The organism is Cupriavidus sp. H19C3, assembly GCF_049393815.1.
Classification (GTDB): domain Bacteria; phylum Pseudomonadota; class Gammaproteobacteria; order Burkholderiales; family Burkholderiaceae; genus Cupriavidus.
This window is the reverse complement of sequence record NZ_CP184986.1, coordinates 269,794-288,097: the sequence shown is the minus strand read 5'-3', so window position 1 is coordinate 288,097 and position 18,304 is coordinate 269,794. Positions and strand designations below refer to the sequence as shown.

Genomic DNA, 18,304 nt, shown 5'->3' with positions numbered 1-18,304 from the left:
CGCGCTTGGATCGGCATCCAGCATCTGTGGCTTGGCGTGAGTACGCCGCGGTGGCTACCGCAGCAGCGCGGTGAGCCCGGCTACCGTTTCGTAGGAGTGGGCGTCGTCGAGGTAGCCAAACTCCGAAAGCGTCGGATAGCGTTGCTGGAGTTGGGTCAGGGCGGCGGAGCGGTAGCAGATGCATGGCACGCCCAAGGCATGGGCTTCGACGGCGGCCGTGGAATGGTCTGTAATGACCAGGTCGCTGTGCTGAACGATCAGCGCAGTAGGGCAATCCCCCAAATCCCGCACGCCGGGAGGCAGGGTGCGCTTGCCCAGATACCCGTGAAGCTTTACCCCAAGATCGAGATCGGCCGGCTGCATCCGTGCGATATCGTCCAGCAGATGTACAGAGCCGAACTCGCCATGCGTGCACAGCACGGCCACGCGCAGCCGGCGACCGTTGTCGCCCCAAGCGTGCAACGCTTCCAGCCAGTGCTGCAATGGCGTTTCCGCTACAAGCCAGTCAAAGGGCGGATGACCCGTGATTCTGACCTTGGCGCGGGTGCGCACAGGCATGTCGAGTTCCCGTTCGGGCAACGGCAGACATAGCATGTTGGCGAAGGCGAATGGCCGGAACGGCTCATGACCCCGAAACACCAATCCCTTGCCAACCAGCGAATGGTGGACGTACACGACGGTGCGCGCGCATGCCCGTGCCGCAATCATCGACCATACATCGAAAGCAATGGCAACCCGGGCGCGCCGGTAGGGGCGCAGCGTGCCGGGCCGCACGAACGAGGGGTCGTCGCCGAAGGCGCCCTTCAGCGCCACAGCCGTGACGGGCTCTTCGAAGCGGCGACGGAATTCCCGGGCCACCGGTGCGAGGTAGCTCCAGTAGTAGGCCGGCTTGCCTACGAGCAGGATCGATCTGGGGTCCGTCATGCCGCCGCTCCGTGCGGGGCTTGACGGGAACGTATTGCCTGCAGCGTCAGCGCGATTCCCTCGTCTCGGCCCGTTGCCGAGCCATGCCGACTGGCGAAGGCGGCCAGTGCAAGGATGTATTGCTCGCGCATCGCCCGTGCAGGCGCCATATTCAGGCGTGCCAGGAGCGATTCCTTCAGGTCGTTCAACGCGGCCGGATCATTTACCTGGATGGCCTCGCCAGGCGGCGCCGCGATGCGGAAGTCCGTGGCCCCGTCCCAATCCAGCGTGGTGGGAAATCCGGCATCGGCCAGTGTATGAGACCAGGTCACGTCGATCTTCAGCGGGCCGGACGCCGTCTCGATTTCCAGGTAGTTGTGGACATCCCAGATGCCATGGCCCACATAGGACTGAGTCACGGCGCGGGGCAACGCATCCTGTGCGTCATCGAGGCGATAGGATTGACAATACAGGCGCGATGCCACCCCCATGATGTCGAGCACGCGAGCAGCCAGCAAGTGCTTGCCAGAGCAAGTGCCCCGCCAGTCCGCGAGGACGGACAGCGGATCGCGTGGCAATGCAGGGCGGCCGTAGGGAATATCCCGGATACAGAACAGCATCTCGCGCAGTCCGCAAGGCTGGCCGCTTGCGTTGCATGCGCGTGCCACGTCATCGATAAAGGCGCGAATAGGTGCGTCGGTCTCGTCTGTTGTCATGACATCCTGTTTGCGATCAAAGTACACAGCATATGAATCTCAGGCAACGACGAGGCAACCGGCAATGACTGCCGGAACAAAGGCATCGAGCCGATCCATGAAACCGCCATGCGGGCCCAGGCACGTGCCATAGTCCTTGACTTGCAGCACGCGCTTGACAAAAGCGGTCGCTCATGTGGCCCGAGCCTCACCGTCTCAGTTCCGCCGCTTTCGCTCATCCTCCAAGGGTATGAGGTCAAACTCACCGAGCAGTGCATCGGCTGGCAACTCGTCGTGCCGACGCCGTTCTTCTGCGTGCATACCTAATACGAGGTAAATCAAGGCAGCGCGGACAAGGCGAAGTAGCCGAAGTGTGCGGCTCTCGAGTTCGTCGACGGTGAGCGAGTACGCAAAGTCATCGAACCACATATCCGATGTATCTGATTCCGGTAATGCGAATGAGTGCACCTTCACGTACTTGTGCTCCAGATGGTTCCGGAGCTTGCTGAGTCCTTGCGCATCCGGATCAATAACGTCCGCAAACGCGGGCTCGAACAGGTCCTTGCTTAGCCAATAAAGGCCGCGCAGGGGCCAGTTCTTGGATGCGGCGAATTCCGGCCGAACCGAGGTGGACTTCTTCCGCTTCCAGATGCTGCGAAATGACACATCGAATTCTGCGATGCCGAGTTCAAGGTATCGATTTAGGAAGTACGCGATCTTGTCCAGGATCGAGTAAGCCATGCGGAACGAGATCTTGAGCTTCTCTACGGATAGACCATACGCGGGGTAATCCAGCGTGTTATAGAGATACACCCCTAAGTCCGAGTCATGGATCTCGTCGGAATTTACCGCTTCGAAATACAACCAGCGGGCAGAGACAAACTCCTGTTTAAGCTGGTTAAAAAAACCAACCACGACGGGTGCCTTGCCGAGCTTCGTGACCATGTTGGGTAAATCGAGGTCGTCGTGCGCCGCCAACTCGAACGGCCCAATGTCGTTCAAGGTGTTCAAATACAGCCCACTCAACAGGCACCAGCGCCGGTATTCATCGTCGACATTCAGCTTGCTTTCCGACGCATCCAACGAGAACGCCTCATTGATCGTTTCCAAATTGTAGTAACGCTCAATTTGGTCGATTTTGAGTGCAAAATGTGAGCGCAGGCCCTGATCGCCCAGAGTTGGCTCGTCATCTAGGTCCTTAAGCATTTGCTTGAGTTCACGATGGGCGAACCACATGAGAATTGGGCCATGCGGACCGTCGTTGTGCAAACGGGCGTAGTCCATCAAGGAGCTGCCGCGATTGCCTCTAGCCATCCAGAATTTTGGATTTTTGCGCAAGGCCTCGCCCCACACTGCGCTTGCTTCTACGAATCGCCCGCAACGGCTCAGAGCGCTCGCTAAATTCGTCAAGACTTGACATTGCATCAGAAGATCTAATTTTTCGTATTCTGGATGCCTAGTTGCGCGCCTCAAAAAGTAGATCTGCTGTTGCAGTTCTTGCTGGTCCCACTCCCAGGCAGAATCTCCCTCGGAGCGGCGACGAGCACCCGCAAACGCCAATGCATTTGCCCGGAAGTAGTCGAGCATTACGGCGTGTTCGCCGCTCAGGGGCCGCGCGTCAATCTGTTCACACCACGCCAGCGCACGAGCGTTCAGGGTTGCGTCATTGTCGTCGCCGGCCTTATCTATGGCTGTGCCAATGATGCGCAGGCAATCGACGTCGGGCAAAGAATCTAGTTTGAGATCGTCGTAGAACGCGTCCATAGCGTATCCAATTTTTGGCCAGTATGTGACTCAACAGCGCTGATAAGTCCGCTTCGGCACCTTGCTTCGACACCTCAGAAGATCGCTGAGATCGGCGAAGCTAACGTACACGTGGCTCCACCGTACGATGCTGTGAGCGCGAATTGTCGACGATTCAGGCAACCATGTCGACTGACCGTTCATGGCCGCTAGCGGACTTCGGCGCATGCGCTTCGCAAATTTCCAAGCCAGATGAATTTTTGCTCGCAGAATTCCATCTTGAATGACCGCGCCAGTTCCGGATTTGATTGCGCCTTTTTCCTAAGCAATTGATTCATAAGTGGTGGCGGTTCCAGCTACGGTGAGCTTCGACAGGTGCCAGGCCATGCTGATCGTTCAACTGCCGCTACGAGCCAACCGTGGATATGGACAGATCGCATTCCGCCTTTGCGGGGTCCACGATCTGTCTATTCTCTCCGTCCCTTGCCGGGCAGCATCGACTGCAAAACCTCGTCGTGCATATGGAAGTAATGGAAAAGCGCCGCGGTGGCATGAGCTCCCGCGATCCAAAGAAGGAACTGAACAAGAAAGGAGTGGGTCGCCATGGCAAGCTGCCCCATGCCACGCGCCGCTCTCATCCACGGATGAATATCGAGTCCGATCAGCGTGATGGGAATGCCTTCGAGCCAGGTACCTAGCACCGCCGTCATCGGGATCATGACGAGGAGCATGTAAAGCGCGACTTTGACCACCGTTGCCGACGCTGCCAGCCACCGCGGCATAGATTTCACCGCCTGCGGATGGGTGACCATTCCGGTGCGCCAGGCCCAAGGCAACCGCAGCATGACGACGGCCAGCAGCAGTATGCCGGCTGTCTCGTGGCACCTGCGCAGTCCGTCGGCCTCCGCCGAGTAGAGGGAATAGCGATCTCCCTTGCTCAGCGTGTAGGCCAACAGCACAAGGACGACCGCAAGCCAATGGAACGTCCGGACGCCGCCGGCGCGGCGACGGGACCCTGCCGCGCAACCCGGTCTATCTGGCTTCGACGTAAGCACCGCCGCCCGATCCGCTACCACGCCTGGCTTCATGTCATCCCCTCATGTGGAGTGGTCGTCCGCAGTGGATCTTATCGTTGGCCCGGCGCCCGATGGTCTCCAAACCGTGCCGAATCGTCCAGATATCGATACGAGCGCGCCGGATCCTGACACCGGCGTTTTACGTGGCGCTGCGCACACGCTGCTCGCCACGCCGCCATAAAGAATCGTAAACCGACCATCACATTCTCATAATTTACTTATCGCCCCGCGCTCCCTAGAGTCGTGTCACACGACTGCAACGGAGCTGCCAATGGGCTACACCGCAATAGAGAAGGTCATGGGTCGCGTCAGTCGCGATCCCGCGCACCGTGACGGCGTCGCGGCCGATACGCTGCTGTTTCCAGATCCCGACATGGTCATGATCCATGACGGTCTGCTGCGCGAGGCCAAGCAGACGCTCGATGCGATCGGGATTGACCGCATTCATGCCCCCGAGAAGACAATGGTCGTGAGCGACCACGACGTACTCTATGGCAGCGCACGTGCCGCCGAACGTGGCGCCTACAACCGCAAGGCGGTAAAAAGCTGGAAGATCCACAACTTCTATGACGCCGGCCGGGGCGGGCATGGGCACATCTTTCCGATGGAAGAAGGCGTGGTGCTGCCCGGCATGTTCTATTTCGACAATGACACCCACGCGACCAACGCCGGCGCGGTGGGTGCGGTCGGTCTGCGTGTGGGCAACGAGATCGCCCGGGTGCTGGCGACAGGCACGACGTGGATGACAGTGCCGCGCACGGTCAGGCTCGTGTTGCGTGGCCGCCTGGCCCCGGGTGTATATGCCCGCGATGTGGGCTTCTATCTGGCACGCGAAATCAAGGCCGGGCGCATCCCCTTCGATCTCGATTATCGGGTGCTGGAGCTGGTGGGTGACCTCGACCAGTTCGGTCTCGGCGCACGTGTGGCGCTGTGCAGTACGCCCACCGAGATGCGAGCCGCAGGTGTGTTCGTCCCGCCTTCGGAGGAGGTTCTGCGCTATTGCGCATCGCGCGCGCAGCGCCCGTTCACGCCGGTCTATCCCGATGCGGATGCGCGGTACGAGGCGGAAGCCACCATCGACCTCGCGCACGTCGGCCCGCAAGTGGTGCCGCCGGGCGACGTCACCAACGCTGCCGACATTGCGGCCTCGATCGGTACGCCGGTGGACCACGCCTTTATCGGCTCGTGCGGCTCGGGCATGTATGACGACATGATCATCGCGGCCAGTATCCTCAAGGGACGCAAGCTGGCCGAAGGCTTGCGCCTGTTTGTGGTGCCCGGCTCCGAGCGCTCGACCAGACGCCTGGTCGCGGATGGACTCATGCAGGTCTTCCTGGATGCCGGAGCGATCGTGCTGCCGGCCGGATGCGGACCGTGCAACGACGCCGTGGTCGGGCCGCTGGCGTCCGGCGAAGTTTCCATTTCCACTGCAACCAACAGCAACAAGGGGCGATTCGGTCCACGGGATGCCAGCCTCTATCTCGGCAGCCCGGCTACCGTTGCCGCGTCCGCGGTAGCCGGACGCATCGCGGACCCGCGCGCCGCAGCCGCCGATGCCGCCCTGCTCGCGCGCCTGGAGACCAGCTATGTCTAAGTTCGATTGGGTAATGCGTGGCCGGTGCCACAAGTTCGGTGACGATGTGCCGCATGCCGGCGGCATCGTGCCAGCGCACTTCGTCACGGCGCGCGAGACGGATCCGGATGTGCTCAAGCCGCACCTGTTTGCAGAGCTCCGTCCCGGCTTCAGCGAGCAATGCCGCCCCGGCGACATCATCGTGGCGGGCCAGCGCTTCGGCATGGGTCCCAAGGTTCCCGGCTACATTGCCATGAGAGCCCACGGGCTCGGACTCGTGTGCGAATCGATGCCAGTGCAGGCCTACCGCGCCGCGCTGGGCGAGGGCCTGCCGGTATTGGCGCCCAATCCCGGCATCCTGCACCTGTGCGACGACGGGGACATGCTGGAGGTTGACTTCTCCACCGGCGTCTTCCTGAATCAGACACGGGGCCTGCGCGCCCAGCTCAACCCGGTTCCCGAGGTACTGCGTGACCTGGTCACCCGCGGCGGCACCGCTGGCTGGCTCACCCACTGGTGGCAGCACCAGCGCGAGTCGGCAGCCGTTTAAGCCGATCCGCATCGGCGCAATCCATTCTCCATCACGCGTAGGTCAGGAGGTTCCGTGTCACCCCTCACAAAGCTTGGCCAATTGCTGGCCACCTGTGCTGCCGCTCTTACCGCTACCTGCGCCATGGCGCAGGATCCCTCGCCGAGGTACCCGGCGCCAGGCCAGACCATCCGCGTCATCGTGCCGGCATCCGCTGGCGGCACTACCGACATTCTGGCGCGCGTGCTGGCGCGACACCTGCAGGAAGCCTGGAAGGTGCCCGTCATCGTCGAGAACAAGGCCGGCGCGGGCGGTGTGGTCGGCGCGACCGCATTGCTCGCCGCCAAGCCCGATGGCCAGACGGTGATGATGGTGCCCAGCGCGTTCGGCGTCCATTCCGCGCTGGATCGCGGCCTGGCGTACGACCCGTTGCGCGACATTGCGGGGGTCGGCCTGATCGGCCGCTCACCGGCCTTCCTCGTGGTGTCGCCCAAGCGGAAGATCAGCAGTCTCGCGCAGCTGATCGCAGTGGGCAAGGACGCCCCCGATGGCGCGAACTACGGCTCGGCGGGCGTGGGCAGTACCGCGCATCTCCACGGCGCCATGCTGGCGCGCGTGAGCGGGTTCCCGGCCACGCATATTCCGTACCGCGGCACCCCGGAAGCCATCAATGACGTGATTGGCGGCCGGCTCCTCTACGCCTTCGCGCCGGCACCGAATGTCATCAGCCTGGCCAAGGCCGGGCAGGTAGTCGTGCTCGGCAGCAGTTCGCCGCAGGGTGCGAAGTTCATTCCGGGCACCCCCACGCTGCCGCAGGCAAGCACGCCTGGCTATGACGGCGCGGACTGGTTTGGCACCGTGGTCTCGTCAAAGGTACCCAAGGCGGTGCGCGAGAAGCTCGGCAGGGAGCTGGCGCGCATCCTGGATCTGTCAGATGTGCGCGAAGTGTTCGCGGGCGTCGGGGCGGAACCCGTATCGAGTTCGCCCGACCAGATGGACGCGATGCTCAAGCGCTACATCAGCGATGTCAGAAAGCTTGCCAGCGATATGCGGATCACCCTCGAGTAACCCCGCGCGGTGTGTGCCCCGCCGTCTGTGCCCCGCCGTCTGTGCCCCGCCGTCTGTGCCCCGCCGTCTGTGCCCGCCGCCGGGCGCGCGCGGCTACATGAATTCGATCGAACCCACTGGCGTCCCGATGAGAGGCGCCTCATTCAAGGAAGAGACCCATGAACGCGACAGCAACTCAAGCAGTAGCCCCCGGCTCCCGGCAGCGACCGAACGTGCAATGGACGGGCGGAGAAGAACATTGGACCAGCCGCGACGGCGACGTCAGGCTCTTCATGTGGCGCAAACCGGCCGCTGGCGGCCAGAAGCCGGTCGGCACGATCCTGTTCGTTCACGGCTCGTCGATGGCAGCGCAGCCGACCTTCGACCTGCATGTGCCCGGTCGGCCCGATTCCTCGGTCATGGACTGGTTTGCCGCGCAAGGCTTCGATACCTGGTGCGTGGACAGTGAAGGCTACGGTCGGTCCAGCAAGCACCGGAACATCAATTTCGATATCGCGAACGGCGCGGCCGACCTCGCGGCAGCCACCGAGTACATGACGCAGCATACGGGTGCCACGCAATTCCTCGTCTACGGCATCTCTTCGGGCGCGCTCAAGGCGGCGTTGTTCGCGCAGCAGCATCCGGAGCGGGTGGCGCGCCTGGCACTGGACGCCTTCGTGTGGACCGGCGAGGGCAGCCCGACGCTCGAGGCGCGGCGCAAGCGTCTCGACGAGTGGCTCAGCATGAACCGCCGCCCCATCGACAATGCGTTCGTGCACAGCATTTTCAATCGCGATCATCCCGGCACCGCGGACGACACCACCGTCGACGCGTTTGCCGATGCGATTCTGACGCTCGACGACTCGGTTCCCACCGGCACGTACGTCGACATGTGCTCGAAATTGCCCGTCGTCGACCCGGCCAGGATGCCCATGCCGACCATCGTGATGCGCGGCGAGTACGACGGCATCGCCAGCGAGGAAGATCTCCTGAAGTTCTTCCAGCTGCTGCCCAACAGCGACAAGCAGTTCGCTGTCATGTCCGGCATCGCTCATGCGAGCTTCCAGCAGAAGAACTACAAGATGGTCTATCACATCCTGCGTTCGTTCTTCACGCAGCCCGCACCGGTTTATCAAGCGAATCACTCAACCTCGGGGAAGTAAACATGCGTATTGGCGTATTTCTCAAAGACGGCGTGCGTTACGTCGGGCTCGTGTCCAAGGATGCGAAATCGGTGCGACCGTTCGCGCTTGCCGCGGAACTGGCTCATCGCGGCGCGCTGCCGGTGATCGAACATGCGATCCGGACCAACGGCGAGCTGCCGCCGCTCGAGGCCCACAGCTTCGACCTGAGCGAGGTCACGCTGGAGGCACCACTGCCGGTCCCGCGGCGAAATCTCTGGTGCGTGGGTCGCAACTACCGCGCCCATGCCAAGGAACTGCAGACGACGGTGTTCAAGGACAACGCACCGGATCCGGCCGCATGGCCGATCTTCTTCACCAAGGCGCCCGAGACCGTCATCGGCCCCGGCGCCACCGTGAAGCTGCCGGGGCCGCTATCGGCGCAGATCGATTACGAAGCGGAACTGACCATCGTGATCGGCAAGGGCGGCAAGAACATTACCCGCGAAGATGCCATGCGGCACGTCTACGGCTACACCATCATCAATGACGTGACGGCCCGCGACGTGCAGATGCGCCACCAGCAATGGGACCTCGGCAAGTCCTTCGATACGTTCTGCCCGATGGGCCCGTGGATTGTCACGGCCGACGAGCTCGATGGCAGCAACACGCGCGTGCGCTGCTGGGTGACCACGGCAGCGGGGAAGACCGAGTTGCGCCAGGATGCGCATACCTCCGACCTGATCTTCGACATTCCGACGCTGATCGAGACTTGCTCGCGCGGTATCACGCTCTACCCCGGCGACGTCATCGCGACGGGCTCTCCCGCCGGTGTCGGCATGGGCATGACGCCACCGCAATATCTGCAGGAAGGGGATAGCGTACGTATCGAAGTGGACGGCCTCGGCGTGATCGACAACCGGTTCGCGTGACCGCAATGCGAATGGAGGTTCTGGCCGCACGGCCAGCCTCCTCACTCCCTCCGGCTCCATGGCGGGCGCGTGCGGCCGGCAGGGCCACGATCGTCAGGATGACTTTCGCACGCGCGGCGTGGTCGTCCTGGCGGATACCTTCTGCGTCGCAGCGGTACCGAACAGCGCGAGAAACGCCTCGGCCGGTTCCGTCAGTGGCGAGCCGCGTCGCTTGAGCACCTGAATCGACCGCATGATCTGCGGGCCGATCAACGGACGTACCATCGCGTTCATCGACGGCGCCAGCCCCTGCACGGTCGACGAGACGATGGCCACGCCAAGCCCTTCTCCCGCCAGTACGACGGAAGTCATGTGATTGCCGGTCTCAAACGCGGGCTGCAACGATTCGTGCATGCTGGCAAAGGCATCTTCGGCTAACGCGCGCGCCACGCTACCCGGTGTGTTGACGATGATGGGCAGGCCCACGAGATCCGCCCAGCGCACGCGCTGCAACCGTGCCAGCGCATGATCTGGCGCGTGGGCCACACATAGCTGGTCGCGCCCGAGCGGCAGGCACTCCAGTTCGGTGTTCTCGATGGGTTCGAACGTCATCGCCAGATCGACGCTGCGCGTGTACACATGGTGGGCCAGCTCGTCGCCGACGCACTCGCGGAAACTGACATCCACCGCGGGATGGGAGGCGCGGAACTGGGATAGCACACGAGGCAATACCGTCGATGCCAGCAGCGGTGGCAGCGCGATGTGAATGCGGCGGATGACCTGTTCGGCGAGCTGCTGGCTGTTGTTCAGGATCGATTGGGCGTCCTGCAACATCCGTTCCGCAATGGGCAGCAGGCCTCTTCCGGATGCCGTCAACGTGACGCCACGGGAATTCCGTTCGAAGAGTTGCACGGACAGGCGTGTCTCGAGCTTGCGGATCAGGATGCTCAGCCCGGCCTGGCTCAGGTGCATCTGCTCGGCCGCGCGGGAGAAGCCGCCGAGCCGGGCTACACGTGCAAACGCATCCAGCTGATGAAGATTCAGGTGCATGGCTATACCACGTTGAACGCCGACGCATACGCCCGGAATTCGGCGGACAGGTTGGCGGAGTGGTTCACCAGCCCGCGTATGTACGGCAAGCGGGCCGTTTCGTATTGCTTGAGCAGGACATCCATCGGCAACGCCGGGTCCGCCTTCGACAGCAGTTCAGACAGGTAGAAGGCGTCCTCGACGCCCGAAGCGTAGCCGCTCCCGGTCATCGGGGACAGCACGTGCGCCGCGTCGCCGACGATCGCCAGCCGCCCACGCGCCAGGCGGTCGGGCCGATACTCGGCGATCGGCGCGCCGCGCATCGCATCGGGCGAGCGCACGCCCACGGTCACCGCTTCTGCCCAGGTCTCCGGCCAGAGCTGGGGGATCAGCGCGGCAAGGTCGTCCCGGATGTCGGAGCCGATGGCCGCAGCACCGAGCGTGCCCACGATATGGCCGTCCTCGGTCAGGCAGCCGGTCTCGCGCAGCAGGGCTTCCCTGCCGGCATCGAACCACGCGAAGGTGACCTGGCGCTGGCCAGGCTCCAGCGAGCCATCGCGACCGGGCAGCACGGCGGCAACCAGCCGGTATCCCTGCTCGAATTCGATCCATAGTCCTCCGTTGGACGGCCAGTTCACCGGCGCCGACAGGGAGCTCTCCTCGATCAGGCCGCGCCACACGAGGTAGCCGGCGTACCTGGCATAGGGCAACTCGGGCGCGACTGCGCGGCGAACGGTGCTGTGGTAGCCGTCAGCACCGATCACGGCGTCCGCTACGGCGGTGGTGCCATTGTCAAAGACAAGCATCGCCTTGTCTTGATCGGCCAGCACCGAAACGACGGTGCGGTTTTCCTCCAGCGTCACGCCCGGCGCTTCCCCGGCCCGATCGCGCAACCACTGGTACAAGGCCGGCCAGCTCGTCAGATGCCGATCCCGATAGGCACGTACCACGGGCAACGCTGGTGCCGCGCGCGGGTCGCAGCCGACGGCGGCCGCGATCGACGCGAGACTGACGCTGAGGTTGTCGCCACCATGGGCCTTGCGCTCCGTACGTTCGACCACCCGTACCGGCACGCCGCGCGTTGCGCAGGCGAGCGATAAGGTCAGCCCCGCCAGGGAGGCGCCAACGATGACGATGTCTCGATGGGAAGATGCCATGCTCTAACGTGTGTGTGCGTGCGTGTGCGTGTGCGTCGTCGAAGTCAACCGGGCATCCGGTCCGGCTTCGAACATCCACGACGGCCAGCCACTGGAATCGCGTTCACTGATTCAACAGGTCGAAATGCCCGGGTGTGTAATACAGATACACCGGCATGGCACCGGCGTTGGCGACATAGGTGGCCAGGCCGTCCGGGGTCTGGGTGACGATATGGATCTGCGGGTCGAAGCCGTTGAGCAGTTGCGCCAGCACGCGGCGGACCTCGGCCGCGACCAGCCCCCCCGCGTCGATGGCCTGGCCCTGCTGCCGCAAGCCCACGCTGCCCAGGTGATCCTGCACGGTATCGACCATCGCCTCGACTTCGTGCGCCGGCAGGAGGTTGTAGCGCACCGCGGCCGCGGTGACCAGGCTACGGATATAGCAGGCAAAACCGTTGCCGGAAATGGGGACGACGTTGTCAGGCGCGCCACCGCCCTGCTTGACCGCGGTCCTTTTCATCTTGCCGATCAGTAATCCCGCCAGGGCCTTCCAGTCCGGCGTGGCATCGGACGACGTCCCGCTGAGCGGCGACGGTTCGAAACCCAGCGAGTTGGGCCCGGTCCGGTAGACCAGCCGCGCGCCCTGCCCGGTCGCCAGCTCGTGGGCAGTCTCGACGGCCTTCAGTTCGGCGTGCATGGCCAGGTAATTCGATAGCAGGGCTTCGACGAAGATGCGCCGGTCGCTGCCTGGCTCGGTGCCGCGCATGGCCTTGCGGAACGCGTTGAACAAAGCGCGGGAGAGTCCGTACTTTGCCGCGTAGACCGCCTTGTAGGGCTTGCGCAGGTCCGGGAATTTGGCCGCCATCCGATGCTTGACGCGGCCAGGGCCGAGCAGCCCTTCGAAAGGCGTTTCCCGTTCAGGCAGGATGACCTGCGCGATATTGATGCGCAGCTGGCGCTGCAGTTCGACCAGCTGGTCGGGACCGTCGCGATCGTAGTCGGACAACGGATGGATCGAGACGTACATCTGGCCCGAGTAGGGATGGCGCGGCGTGCCGTCTTCCGCGTATTCGGGGTCGAGCACCTCGTCCTCGTGACCCTCGTAAGGTTTCAGGCCATAGGCATAGCGTGCCGCATGGGTAGGTACGTCACCGGTGGACACCTTGGGGTTGCCCTTGCTGGTCAGGCCCGCGAACAAGGGGTCGAGCGGCGAAGGCTCGTGACCGGGACGCAACGATCTGGCCAGGGCGTTGTGATACGCGTCGTAGTCCTGGCTGTAGAAATGGGTGCCGATGTCGGCCAGCGAAGTCGGCTTGAAGTTATCGGTAGCACGGCCGACCGCCTTGCGCGCGGCCTCGCTCGGTGGCTGCGAACGCAAGCGCAACAGGGCCTGACGGATCTGTTGCGCATGCTCGTCGACCAGGCGCAGATAGGCGTTGAGCGCGCCCTGCCGGGCGCCGGCCCCGTACAGGTAATAAAAGCCGGCGATGCCAAGCGGACTGCTTTCCAGCGCGCCCGATGCAAAGACTGGCCGGTTGGTCTCATCGAGACCGCGATGGCGGGCGCGCTTGCGCCCGGTAAAGGTCTTGCGGGAATAGAACAGGCCGCGGTACTGTGCCACGACGAAGCGCGACTCCACCAGTTGCTCGGCCATGGCAATGGGTACGCCGAGCTGCAGCAGTGCGTTCAGCTGGGCCAGGTCGTCCATCTGCGCCTCGGTCGGCTTGGCCGGCACCTTGGCACGGTCGCCAACGCTGACAGACGGATGGCGGAACTTGGCGGTCTTCCGGAACAAACGAGGCGGCCGCGTGGCCTTCTCGAACATCACCTTGCGCAAAGCCGCATCCTGCGCTTCGGGATCGTCGATACGCCCGGCCTCGCCCAGCTCATCCAGCCGCTTGAGGGTCAACTGCGGCTTCAGCAGGTCGGATGTCCGCGTGACGTGAGGCTCGTTGGTGGGATCGTCCGCGTCGTAGGCTTCGTCGTCCTCGGTATCGCTGCCGCCGGTGTCCGTGCCATCGCTGTCGTCGTCGCTGTCGGAAAAGATGGCGCGCCGGAACGCCCCGCCGTCGCGATGCGCGCTATGCTCGACGATCAGTTCGCGCCGCTCCCGGTCGCGCGGTGCGTCGCGCAATCGCAGCAGATGGTGCATGCGCACGAGTTCACCCGCACTGTATTCCCCCTCCTCGAGGCCGATGCGGAATTCGTCGATTTCATCGTCGGAGTCAGAGGCGATGTCGCGGCTGCCGCGGACTTCCTCGCCACCAAGCCGAACTGGTTGGCCGCGCACGATGCCATCGTCCCAATCGTAGACGTCGTGCATCGTCACGCCCATATTGGCCCGCAGCCAGTCATACAGATCGGTTTCCGTGCGCGGGTCGCGGTCTACCCGGTTGAACGCGGACACCAGATCCGGCCGCAAGGCAGCGACATATCTGCGGGCGAGGGCGAGTTCCGACGGATGCGGCGCGTCGAAAGCGCGCTGCACTGGCGCACCGGCTGGCGTGCGCCCCGTCGGAGGCGAATGCGGTGTCAGCATGCCCTGCCCGGCGGACAACTGGCTTGCCCGTGCCCCCATCGCATCGGCCTCGCGTTCGAGGTCGGGGCTGGTATTCAGCGCAACGCCCGCGTACTGGCGCGTGGGGGCGACGCGGCCCTGCATCTGCTGTACGGCGTGCCACGCCTCGTGCGGCAGATGCCGCTCCTGGCCGGGTGCGAGGTGGATCTCGCTCCCTTGCGCATAGGCATGCGCGTGCAACTGTGCGGGCTGGGGAGAGTTGTAGTGAACCTTGACGTGGTCCAGCGACATGCCGGACAACCGCTCGATGCCGCGCTTGAGAGGATCGGGCAAACCCGTGTGGTTGGCGTTGACCGACGCTTTGTCGGACACGTTGTCGGACGCCTTGTCAGGCGCTTGGTCAGACGCTTGGTCAGACGCCTTGTCCCGCGCCGTCATGCGCGCGCCGTGATCGACCATGTCGATGACCCGCCGCTGCGCCACTGCCCGCGCACTGGCTTCCGAAAGGGTCTGGAGTTGCGCGATCCGGCGACTGCGCGGGGAGGCGATGGCATTGCCATGGGGCGAACGCCCTGACGGTTCCGTTTGCTCCGGACTGCGTGGCACTCTAATCCTGGTCATGATCGTCGTCCCCCTGGGCCGCAGGCATTCTAGCAGCTCGTTCTGGCGAAAGTTGGCTACCGTCGCGGCCTTACCGCTCGCGCGTGTTCCCCGTCAGCGCTTCCCACCCCGCCAGCGCGGTCCGCGCCGTCTTGATCAGCGTCGCGCGGCTGGCGCCGTCGCGCGCCTGGAGCGACATGCCTTGCTGGACCGTCATCAGATAGACGGCGAGCGCGTCGACGTCGGTCGTCGGGGCAATCTCGCCCGTTTCCATCCCTTCGGCCAGTTTGCGCGCGAGGAACCTGGTGCACTCCTTGCGCCTGCCGACGAGATCGTCACGGATCGCGGGACTGCCCGCCGCAAACACTGCCGACAGGATGACCATGCACCCGGTCGGCTTGTTCTTGCGCGTGAACGCGCGGGCGCTCTCCATCAAAAGCCCCTCCGCGGCGTCATAGGCTGTATTGGCTGCAGCGACCACCTGCCAGACGGACGCGCCGTCGGTATCGACGTAGCGTCCGACGGCATCATGGAACAGGGCCTCCTTCGAGCCGAACGCGGCATACAGGCTTGGCGACGCGATGCCCATCGCCGTCGTCAGGTCGTTCATCGAGGCGCCTTCGAAGCCCTTTGCCCAGAATACGTCGATCGCATGGCCAAGCGCCACATCGCGGTCGAAGCCGCGCGGTCTTCCACGTTCCGCCATCGTTCCCTCCATTTATGTGTCGATCATTATAGAAATCTCTTGACGATCCGCCAAGCGCCGTCTATTTTTGTGTCGTTCATTACATAAATAGGAGTTCGATCATGTTGTCTCTGGAAGGAAAGCGCGCATTCGTCACCGGTGGCAGCCGCGGCATCGGCGCGGCGGTGGTACGCCGGTTTGCCGCCGAAGGCGCGGCGGTGGCCATTGGATATGAGCGTTCGGCCAGTCAGGCGGAAGCGCTGGTGGAACAGATCAAGGCGAGCGGCGGGCGCGCCGTGGCCGTGCAGATGGACGCGGCCGACCCGGCATCGGTCCGGCGCGCCGTGGATCGCGCGGCCGCGGCATGGGGTGGACTTGACATCCTGGTGAACAATGCCGGCATCATCCGCGCCGGCAATATCGACGAGATGTCGCTCGAAGACGTCGATACGACGCTGGCGGTCAACGTTCGCGCGGTGATCGTCGCGTCGCAGGCTGCCCTGCGCCATATGGGCGACGGTGGACGCATCATCAACACCGGCAGCAACCTTGCCGAGCGCGTCCCCGATGCCGGCACCAGTCTCTACTCTGCCAGCAAGGCGGCATTGATCGGCTGGACCAAGGGTCTTGCGCGGGATCTCGGCCCCCGTGGCATTACCGTCAACGTGGTGCACCCCGGCTCGACCGACACCGACATGAATCCCGCCAGCAGCCCGCGCGCCGATGCGCAACGCGCCCGCATGGCCATCCAGCGCTACGGCGACGCGGACGACGTGGCGGCGATGATCGCATTCGTCGCCAGCCCCGCTGCGCGCTCGGTGAACGGCACCGGGCTGACGGTGGACGGCGGAGCCAACGCATGAACCCGGCCGGCGACCGTCCCGACGCCATCCTGCAGCGCGTGCTCCTGCTGCTCGCGCCGGCCATCGCCATGGTGGTGGGCACCGAGTTCATCGTGGTCGGCCTGCTGCCCCGCATGGCCGCCGACCTCGATCTGCCGCTTGCCACGGCGGGCCAGTTGACCGCATGGTTTGCATTGGCGGCGGCGGTTGCCGGCCCGTTCGTAACGCTGGTGGCCAGCCGGCGTGCGCCCCGTGCGGTGTTGATCGTCGTGCTGTTGCTGTACGCCGCCGGCAATGCCGTCGTGGCTATCACGTCAAGCTTTGTGTGGATGCTGGTGGCGCGGATCGCGCAGGGGGCGATGTTGCCTGCCTTTATCAGCGTGGGCGCGGCGGAAGTGGCGCGACTGGCAGCGCCGGACGCGCGTGGGCAGGCGTTGGCCCGAGCCAATCTGGGCTTTGTGCTTGGCGTTCTGATGGCATTGCCCGCCGGCATCGCGCTCGCGCAACGCGTGGACTGGCGTCTGCCGTTCGGTGTGCTTGCCGTTGCGCCGGTGCTCATGGCGGGCGGCATCGCGGCGCTCTTTCCGCGCTCGCACACCCAGGCGTCCGCCCCTGCGGCACATGCGCCTGGTCTCCTGCGCAATGGCGTCTTCGTTGCGCACCTGCTCCTGTCCGTGGTGCTGTTCGCGGCGATGTTCTCGGCCTACACGTTCCTGGGCGTCTGGCTGGAGCGCGTCATGGGGCTCGATGGCGATGGCGTCGCCCTGGCCCTGCTGGTGTTCGGCGCGGTCGGGCTTGCAGGCAACTCACTGGCGGGGCGCGTGGCAGATCGCGCGCCGTTACGGGCGACCGTCGTTGCCGTGCTCGTCCTGGCGGTGTCGGTCAATGCAGCCACATGGTCGCATGGCCTGCTGGCCGCGGCGGTGCCGCTTGCGCTCTGGAGCCTTACACACACTGCGGGCGTGACGCTGAGCCAGGTGCGCGTGACCCTCGCGGGTGCCGGCGCACCCGCCTTTGCCATGACGCTCAACGTCTCCGCGGCAAACCTGGGCATCTCGCTGGGTGCGCTGGCAGGAGGCTGGGCAATCGACCGCTGGAGTCTGTCCGCATTAGGCGTGATACCGGCGATACTGGCCGTGCTTGTCGGGACGCTCGCGTATGGCATCGATACCGCCCGCAACCTGCGCATGCGTGGGGAACCGTGCCGGCGCTGATGTTGCGCCGGCCAGCCCCGATGGCGCTTGCCTCCCCGTTGCCGGCCACAGTCACCCATACCCTGCCGGGGCGACTGTCGGGCGACTGTCGGGCAACTGTCGCCCGACTTGCGGCCGGCTGAACGGTGGGTGACGCAGAGAGAACCGCTTCGACTCAGTTCACCCACGACGTGCCGGTGCGAACCGACGCAGGCGCCTGGCTCTCCGCCACCACGCGTTGCACGTCTTCCTTGAACAGGTAGAACGAAGCCGCCAGCAGGACCACGTCCTTCATCAGGAAGGCTACGGGACCCACCATCGCGGGGAAACCGCCGGCCGATTCGGCCCAGCCATTGGGCATGAACGGAATGATGGTAACGGTGCCGATAAAGGTCGCGATCGAGCCCAGCGCACCGAGCGCGCCCAGCTTGCGGTTCCAGAAACCAGCCAGGATCAGCGCGCCGAACGTCCATTCCGCGACGCCGAGAAACCAGCTGGCGCCGCGAATGCCGAAGACCGGGTACATCCACGAAATCAGCGGTCCGTTGCTGATGTACGGTATCAGCACGTCGGCTTCGTACTGGAACCACTTCTGGTAGCCGAACAACAGGAAGATGATGACCATCGACGTACGCACGAGGTGGTAGTCCAGGTCCTTGCGGAACAGCGACGTAGCGGAGATCTTGCGGAAGATGTCGTTCAT

At 64.2% G+C, this 18,304-nt stretch carries 17 protein-coding genes; 7 read left to right on the top strand and 10 right to left on the bottom strand.

All coding sequences use genetic code 11. The features are described from left to right. Positions 1-54 precede the first annotated feature (54 nt). The 5 genes from DFLDMN_RS20815 to DFLDMN_RS20795 all read right to left on the bottom strand — a co-directional run bounded on the left by DFLDMN_RS20815 (position 55) and on the right by DFLDMN_RS20795 (position 4,429). Positions 55-924 carry a hypothetical protein gene (locus tag DFLDMN_RS20815; protein WP_423199774.1) on the bottom strand — a complete coding sequence of 290 codons (870 nt, stop codon included), beginning with the start codon at positions 922-924 and terminating at the stop codon, positions 55-57. Next, positions 921-1,646: a hypothetical protein gene (locus tag DFLDMN_RS20810; RefSeq protein ID WP_423199773.1), complete on the bottom strand. Its 726-nt coding sequence runs from the start codon at positions 1,644-1,646 to the stop codon at positions 921-923. Before DFLDMN_RS20810 ends, DFLDMN_RS20815 begins: the two co-directional genes overlap by 4 nt. A 12-nt stretch (positions 1,647-1,658) precedes the next feature. Continuing rightward, entirely contained in the window at positions 1,659-1,769 is a 111-nt protein-coding gene (locus DFLDMN_RS20805) for a phosphatidate cytidylyltransferase (protein ID WP_423199772.1), read from the bottom strand. 45 nt (positions 1,770-1,814) lie between these two features. Next, entirely contained in the window at positions 1,815-3,362 is a 1,548-nt protein-coding gene (locus DFLDMN_RS20800) for an LA2681 family HEPN domain-containing protein (RefSeq protein ID WP_423199771.1), read from the bottom strand. A 446-nt stretch (positions 3,363-3,808) separates the two neighbouring features. Next, complete coding sequence (locus DFLDMN_RS20795) at positions 3,809-4,429, bottom strand: cytochrome b (RefSeq protein WP_423199770.1); 621 nt, start codon at positions 4,427-4,429, stop codon at positions 3,809-3,811. 259 nt (positions 4,430-4,688) lie between these two features. Between DFLDMN_RS20795 and DFLDMN_RS20790 the strand changes: the two genes are divergently transcribed. The 5 genes from DFLDMN_RS20790 (at position 4,689) to DFLDMN_RS20770 (ending at position 9,619) form a co-directional block, all read left to right on the top strand. Further along, positions 4,689-6,011, top strand: coding sequence for a 3-isopropylmalate dehydratase large subunit (locus tag DFLDMN_RS20790; RefSeq protein ID WP_423199769.1), 1,323 nt, complete (start codon positions 4,689-4,691; stop codon positions 6,009-6,011). Next, positions 6,004-6,540, top strand: coding sequence for a hypothetical protein (locus DFLDMN_RS20785; RefSeq protein WP_423199768.1), 537 nt, complete (start codon positions 6,004-6,006; stop codon positions 6,538-6,540). Before DFLDMN_RS20790 ends, DFLDMN_RS20785 begins: the two co-directional genes overlap by 8 nt. A gap of 54 nt (positions 6,541-6,594) precedes the next feature. Continuing rightward, entirely contained in the window at positions 6,595-7,587 is a 993-nt protein-coding gene (locus DFLDMN_RS20780) for a Bug family tripartite tricarboxylate transporter substrate binding protein (RefSeq protein ID WP_423199767.1), read from the top strand. 272 nt (positions 7,588-7,859) lie between these two features. Then, the gene (locus DFLDMN_RS20775) at positions 7,860-8,729 is read left to right on the top strand and encodes an alpha/beta fold hydrolase (RefSeq protein WP_423199766.1); all 870 of its coding nucleotides are present in this window, start codon (positions 7,860-7,862) and stop codon (positions 8,727-8,729) included. A gap of 2 nt (positions 8,730-8,731) precedes the next feature. Further along, on the top strand, positions 8,732-9,619 hold the full coding sequence (locus tag DFLDMN_RS20770; RefSeq protein WP_423199765.1) for a fumarylacetoacetate hydrolase family protein: 888 nt from the start codon (positions 8,732-8,734) through the stop codon (positions 9,617-9,619). 93 nt (positions 9,620-9,712) lie between these two features. Here the strand turns inward: DFLDMN_RS20770 and DFLDMN_RS20765 are convergent, their stop codons facing one another. The 4 genes from DFLDMN_RS20765 to DFLDMN_RS20750 all read right to left on the bottom strand — a co-directional run bounded on the left by DFLDMN_RS20765 (position 9,713) and on the right by DFLDMN_RS20750 (position 15,587). Next, complete coding sequence (locus DFLDMN_RS20765; RefSeq protein ID WP_423199764.1) at positions 9,713-10,648, bottom strand: LysR family transcriptional regulator; 936 nt, start codon at positions 10,646-10,648, stop codon at positions 9,713-9,715. A gap of 2 nt (positions 10,649-10,650) precedes the next feature. Then, positions 10,651-11,784 (bottom strand): FAD-dependent monooxygenase, encoded by a 1,134-nt coding sequence (locus tag DFLDMN_RS20760; protein ID WP_423199763.1) that lies wholly within the window; start codon positions 11,782-11,784, stop codon positions 10,651-10,653. A 103-nt stretch (positions 11,785-11,887) separates the two neighbouring features. Beyond that, on the bottom strand, positions 11,888-14,653 hold the full coding sequence (locus DFLDMN_RS20755) for a DUF4157 domain-containing protein (RefSeq protein WP_423199762.1): 2,766 nt from the start codon (positions 14,651-14,653) through the stop codon (positions 11,888-11,890). Positions 14,654-14,972: 319 nt separating this feature from the next. After that, entirely contained in the window at positions 14,973-15,587 is a 615-nt protein-coding gene (locus DFLDMN_RS20750) for a TetR/AcrR family transcriptional regulator (protein ID WP_423199761.1), read from the bottom strand. Positions 15,588-15,688: 101 nt separating this feature from the next. Between DFLDMN_RS20750 and DFLDMN_RS20745 the strand changes: the two genes are divergently transcribed. Together DFLDMN_RS20745 and DFLDMN_RS20740 are read left to right on the top strand one after the other, a co-directional pair. Beyond that, entirely contained in the window at positions 15,689-16,429 is a 741-nt protein-coding gene (locus DFLDMN_RS20745; protein WP_423199760.1) for a 3-oxoacyl-ACP reductase family protein, read from the top strand. Then, on the top strand, positions 16,426-17,622 hold the full coding sequence (locus tag DFLDMN_RS20740; protein ID WP_423199759.1) for an MFS transporter: 1,197 nt from the start codon (positions 16,426-16,428) through the stop codon (positions 17,620-17,622). Before DFLDMN_RS20745 ends, DFLDMN_RS20740 begins: the two co-directional genes overlap by 4 nt. 154 nt (positions 17,623-17,776) lie before the next feature. Here DFLDMN_RS20740 and DFLDMN_RS20735 read toward each other — a convergent pair whose 3' ends face one another. Next, on the bottom strand, positions 17,777-18,304 hold the full coding sequence (locus tag DFLDMN_RS20735) for a YkgB family protein (RefSeq protein WP_423199758.1): 528 nt from the start codon (positions 18,302-18,304) through the stop codon (positions 17,777-17,779).

Bases quoted from the DNA above. Each gene is read 5' to 3' on its own strand.
- DFLDMN_RS20765 (WP_423199764.1), bottom strand. From the start codon at position 10,648: ATGCACCTGAATCTTCATCAGCTGGATGCGTTTGCACGTGTAGCCCGG.
- DFLDMN_RS20750 (WP_423199761.1), bottom strand. From the start codon at position 15,587: ATGGCGGAACGTGGAAGACCGCGCGGCTTCGACCGCGATGTGGCGCTT.
- DFLDMN_RS20775 (WP_423199766.1), top strand. From the start codon at position 7,860: ATGTGGCGCAAACCGGCCGCTGGCGGCCAGAAGCCGGTCGGCACGATC.
- DFLDMN_RS20740 (WP_423199759.1), top strand. From the start codon at position 16,426: ATGAACCCGGCCGGCGACCGTCCCGACGCCATCCTGCAGCGCGTGCTC.
- DFLDMN_RS20815 (WP_423199774.1), bottom strand. From the start codon at position 924: ATGACGGACCCCAGATCGATCCTGCTCGTAGGCAAGCCGGCCTACTAC.
- DFLDMN_RS20760 (WP_423199763.1), bottom strand. From the start codon at position 11,784: ATGGCATCTTCCCATCGAGACATCGTCATCGTTGGCGCCTCCCTGGCG.
- DFLDMN_RS20800 (WP_423199771.1), bottom strand. From the start codon at position 3,362: ATGGACGCGTTCTACGACGATCTCAAACTAGATTCTTTGCCCGACGTC.
- DFLDMN_RS20785 (WP_423199768.1), top strand. From the start codon at position 6,004: ATGTCTAAGTTCGATTGGGTAATGCGTGGCCGGTGCCACAAGTTCGGT.
- DFLDMN_RS20790 (WP_423199769.1), top strand. From the start codon at position 4,689: ATGGGCTACACCGCAATAGAGAAGGTCATGGGTCGCGTCAGTCGCGAT.
- DFLDMN_RS20735 (WP_423199758.1), bottom strand. From the start codon at position 18,304: ATGAACGACATCTTCCGCAAGATCTCCGCTACGTCGCTGTTCCGCAAG.
- DFLDMN_RS20770 (WP_423199765.1), top strand. From the start codon at position 8,732: ATGCGTATTGGCGTATTTCTCAAAGACGGCGTGCGTTACGTCGGGCTC.
- DFLDMN_RS20795 (WP_423199770.1), bottom strand. From the start codon at position 4,429: ATGAAGCCAGGCGTGGTAGCGGATCGGGCGGCGGTGCTTACGTCGAAG.
- DFLDMN_RS20745 (WP_423199760.1), top strand. From the start codon at position 15,689: ATGTTGTCTCTGGAAGGAAAGCGCGCATTCGTCACCGGTGGCAGCCGC.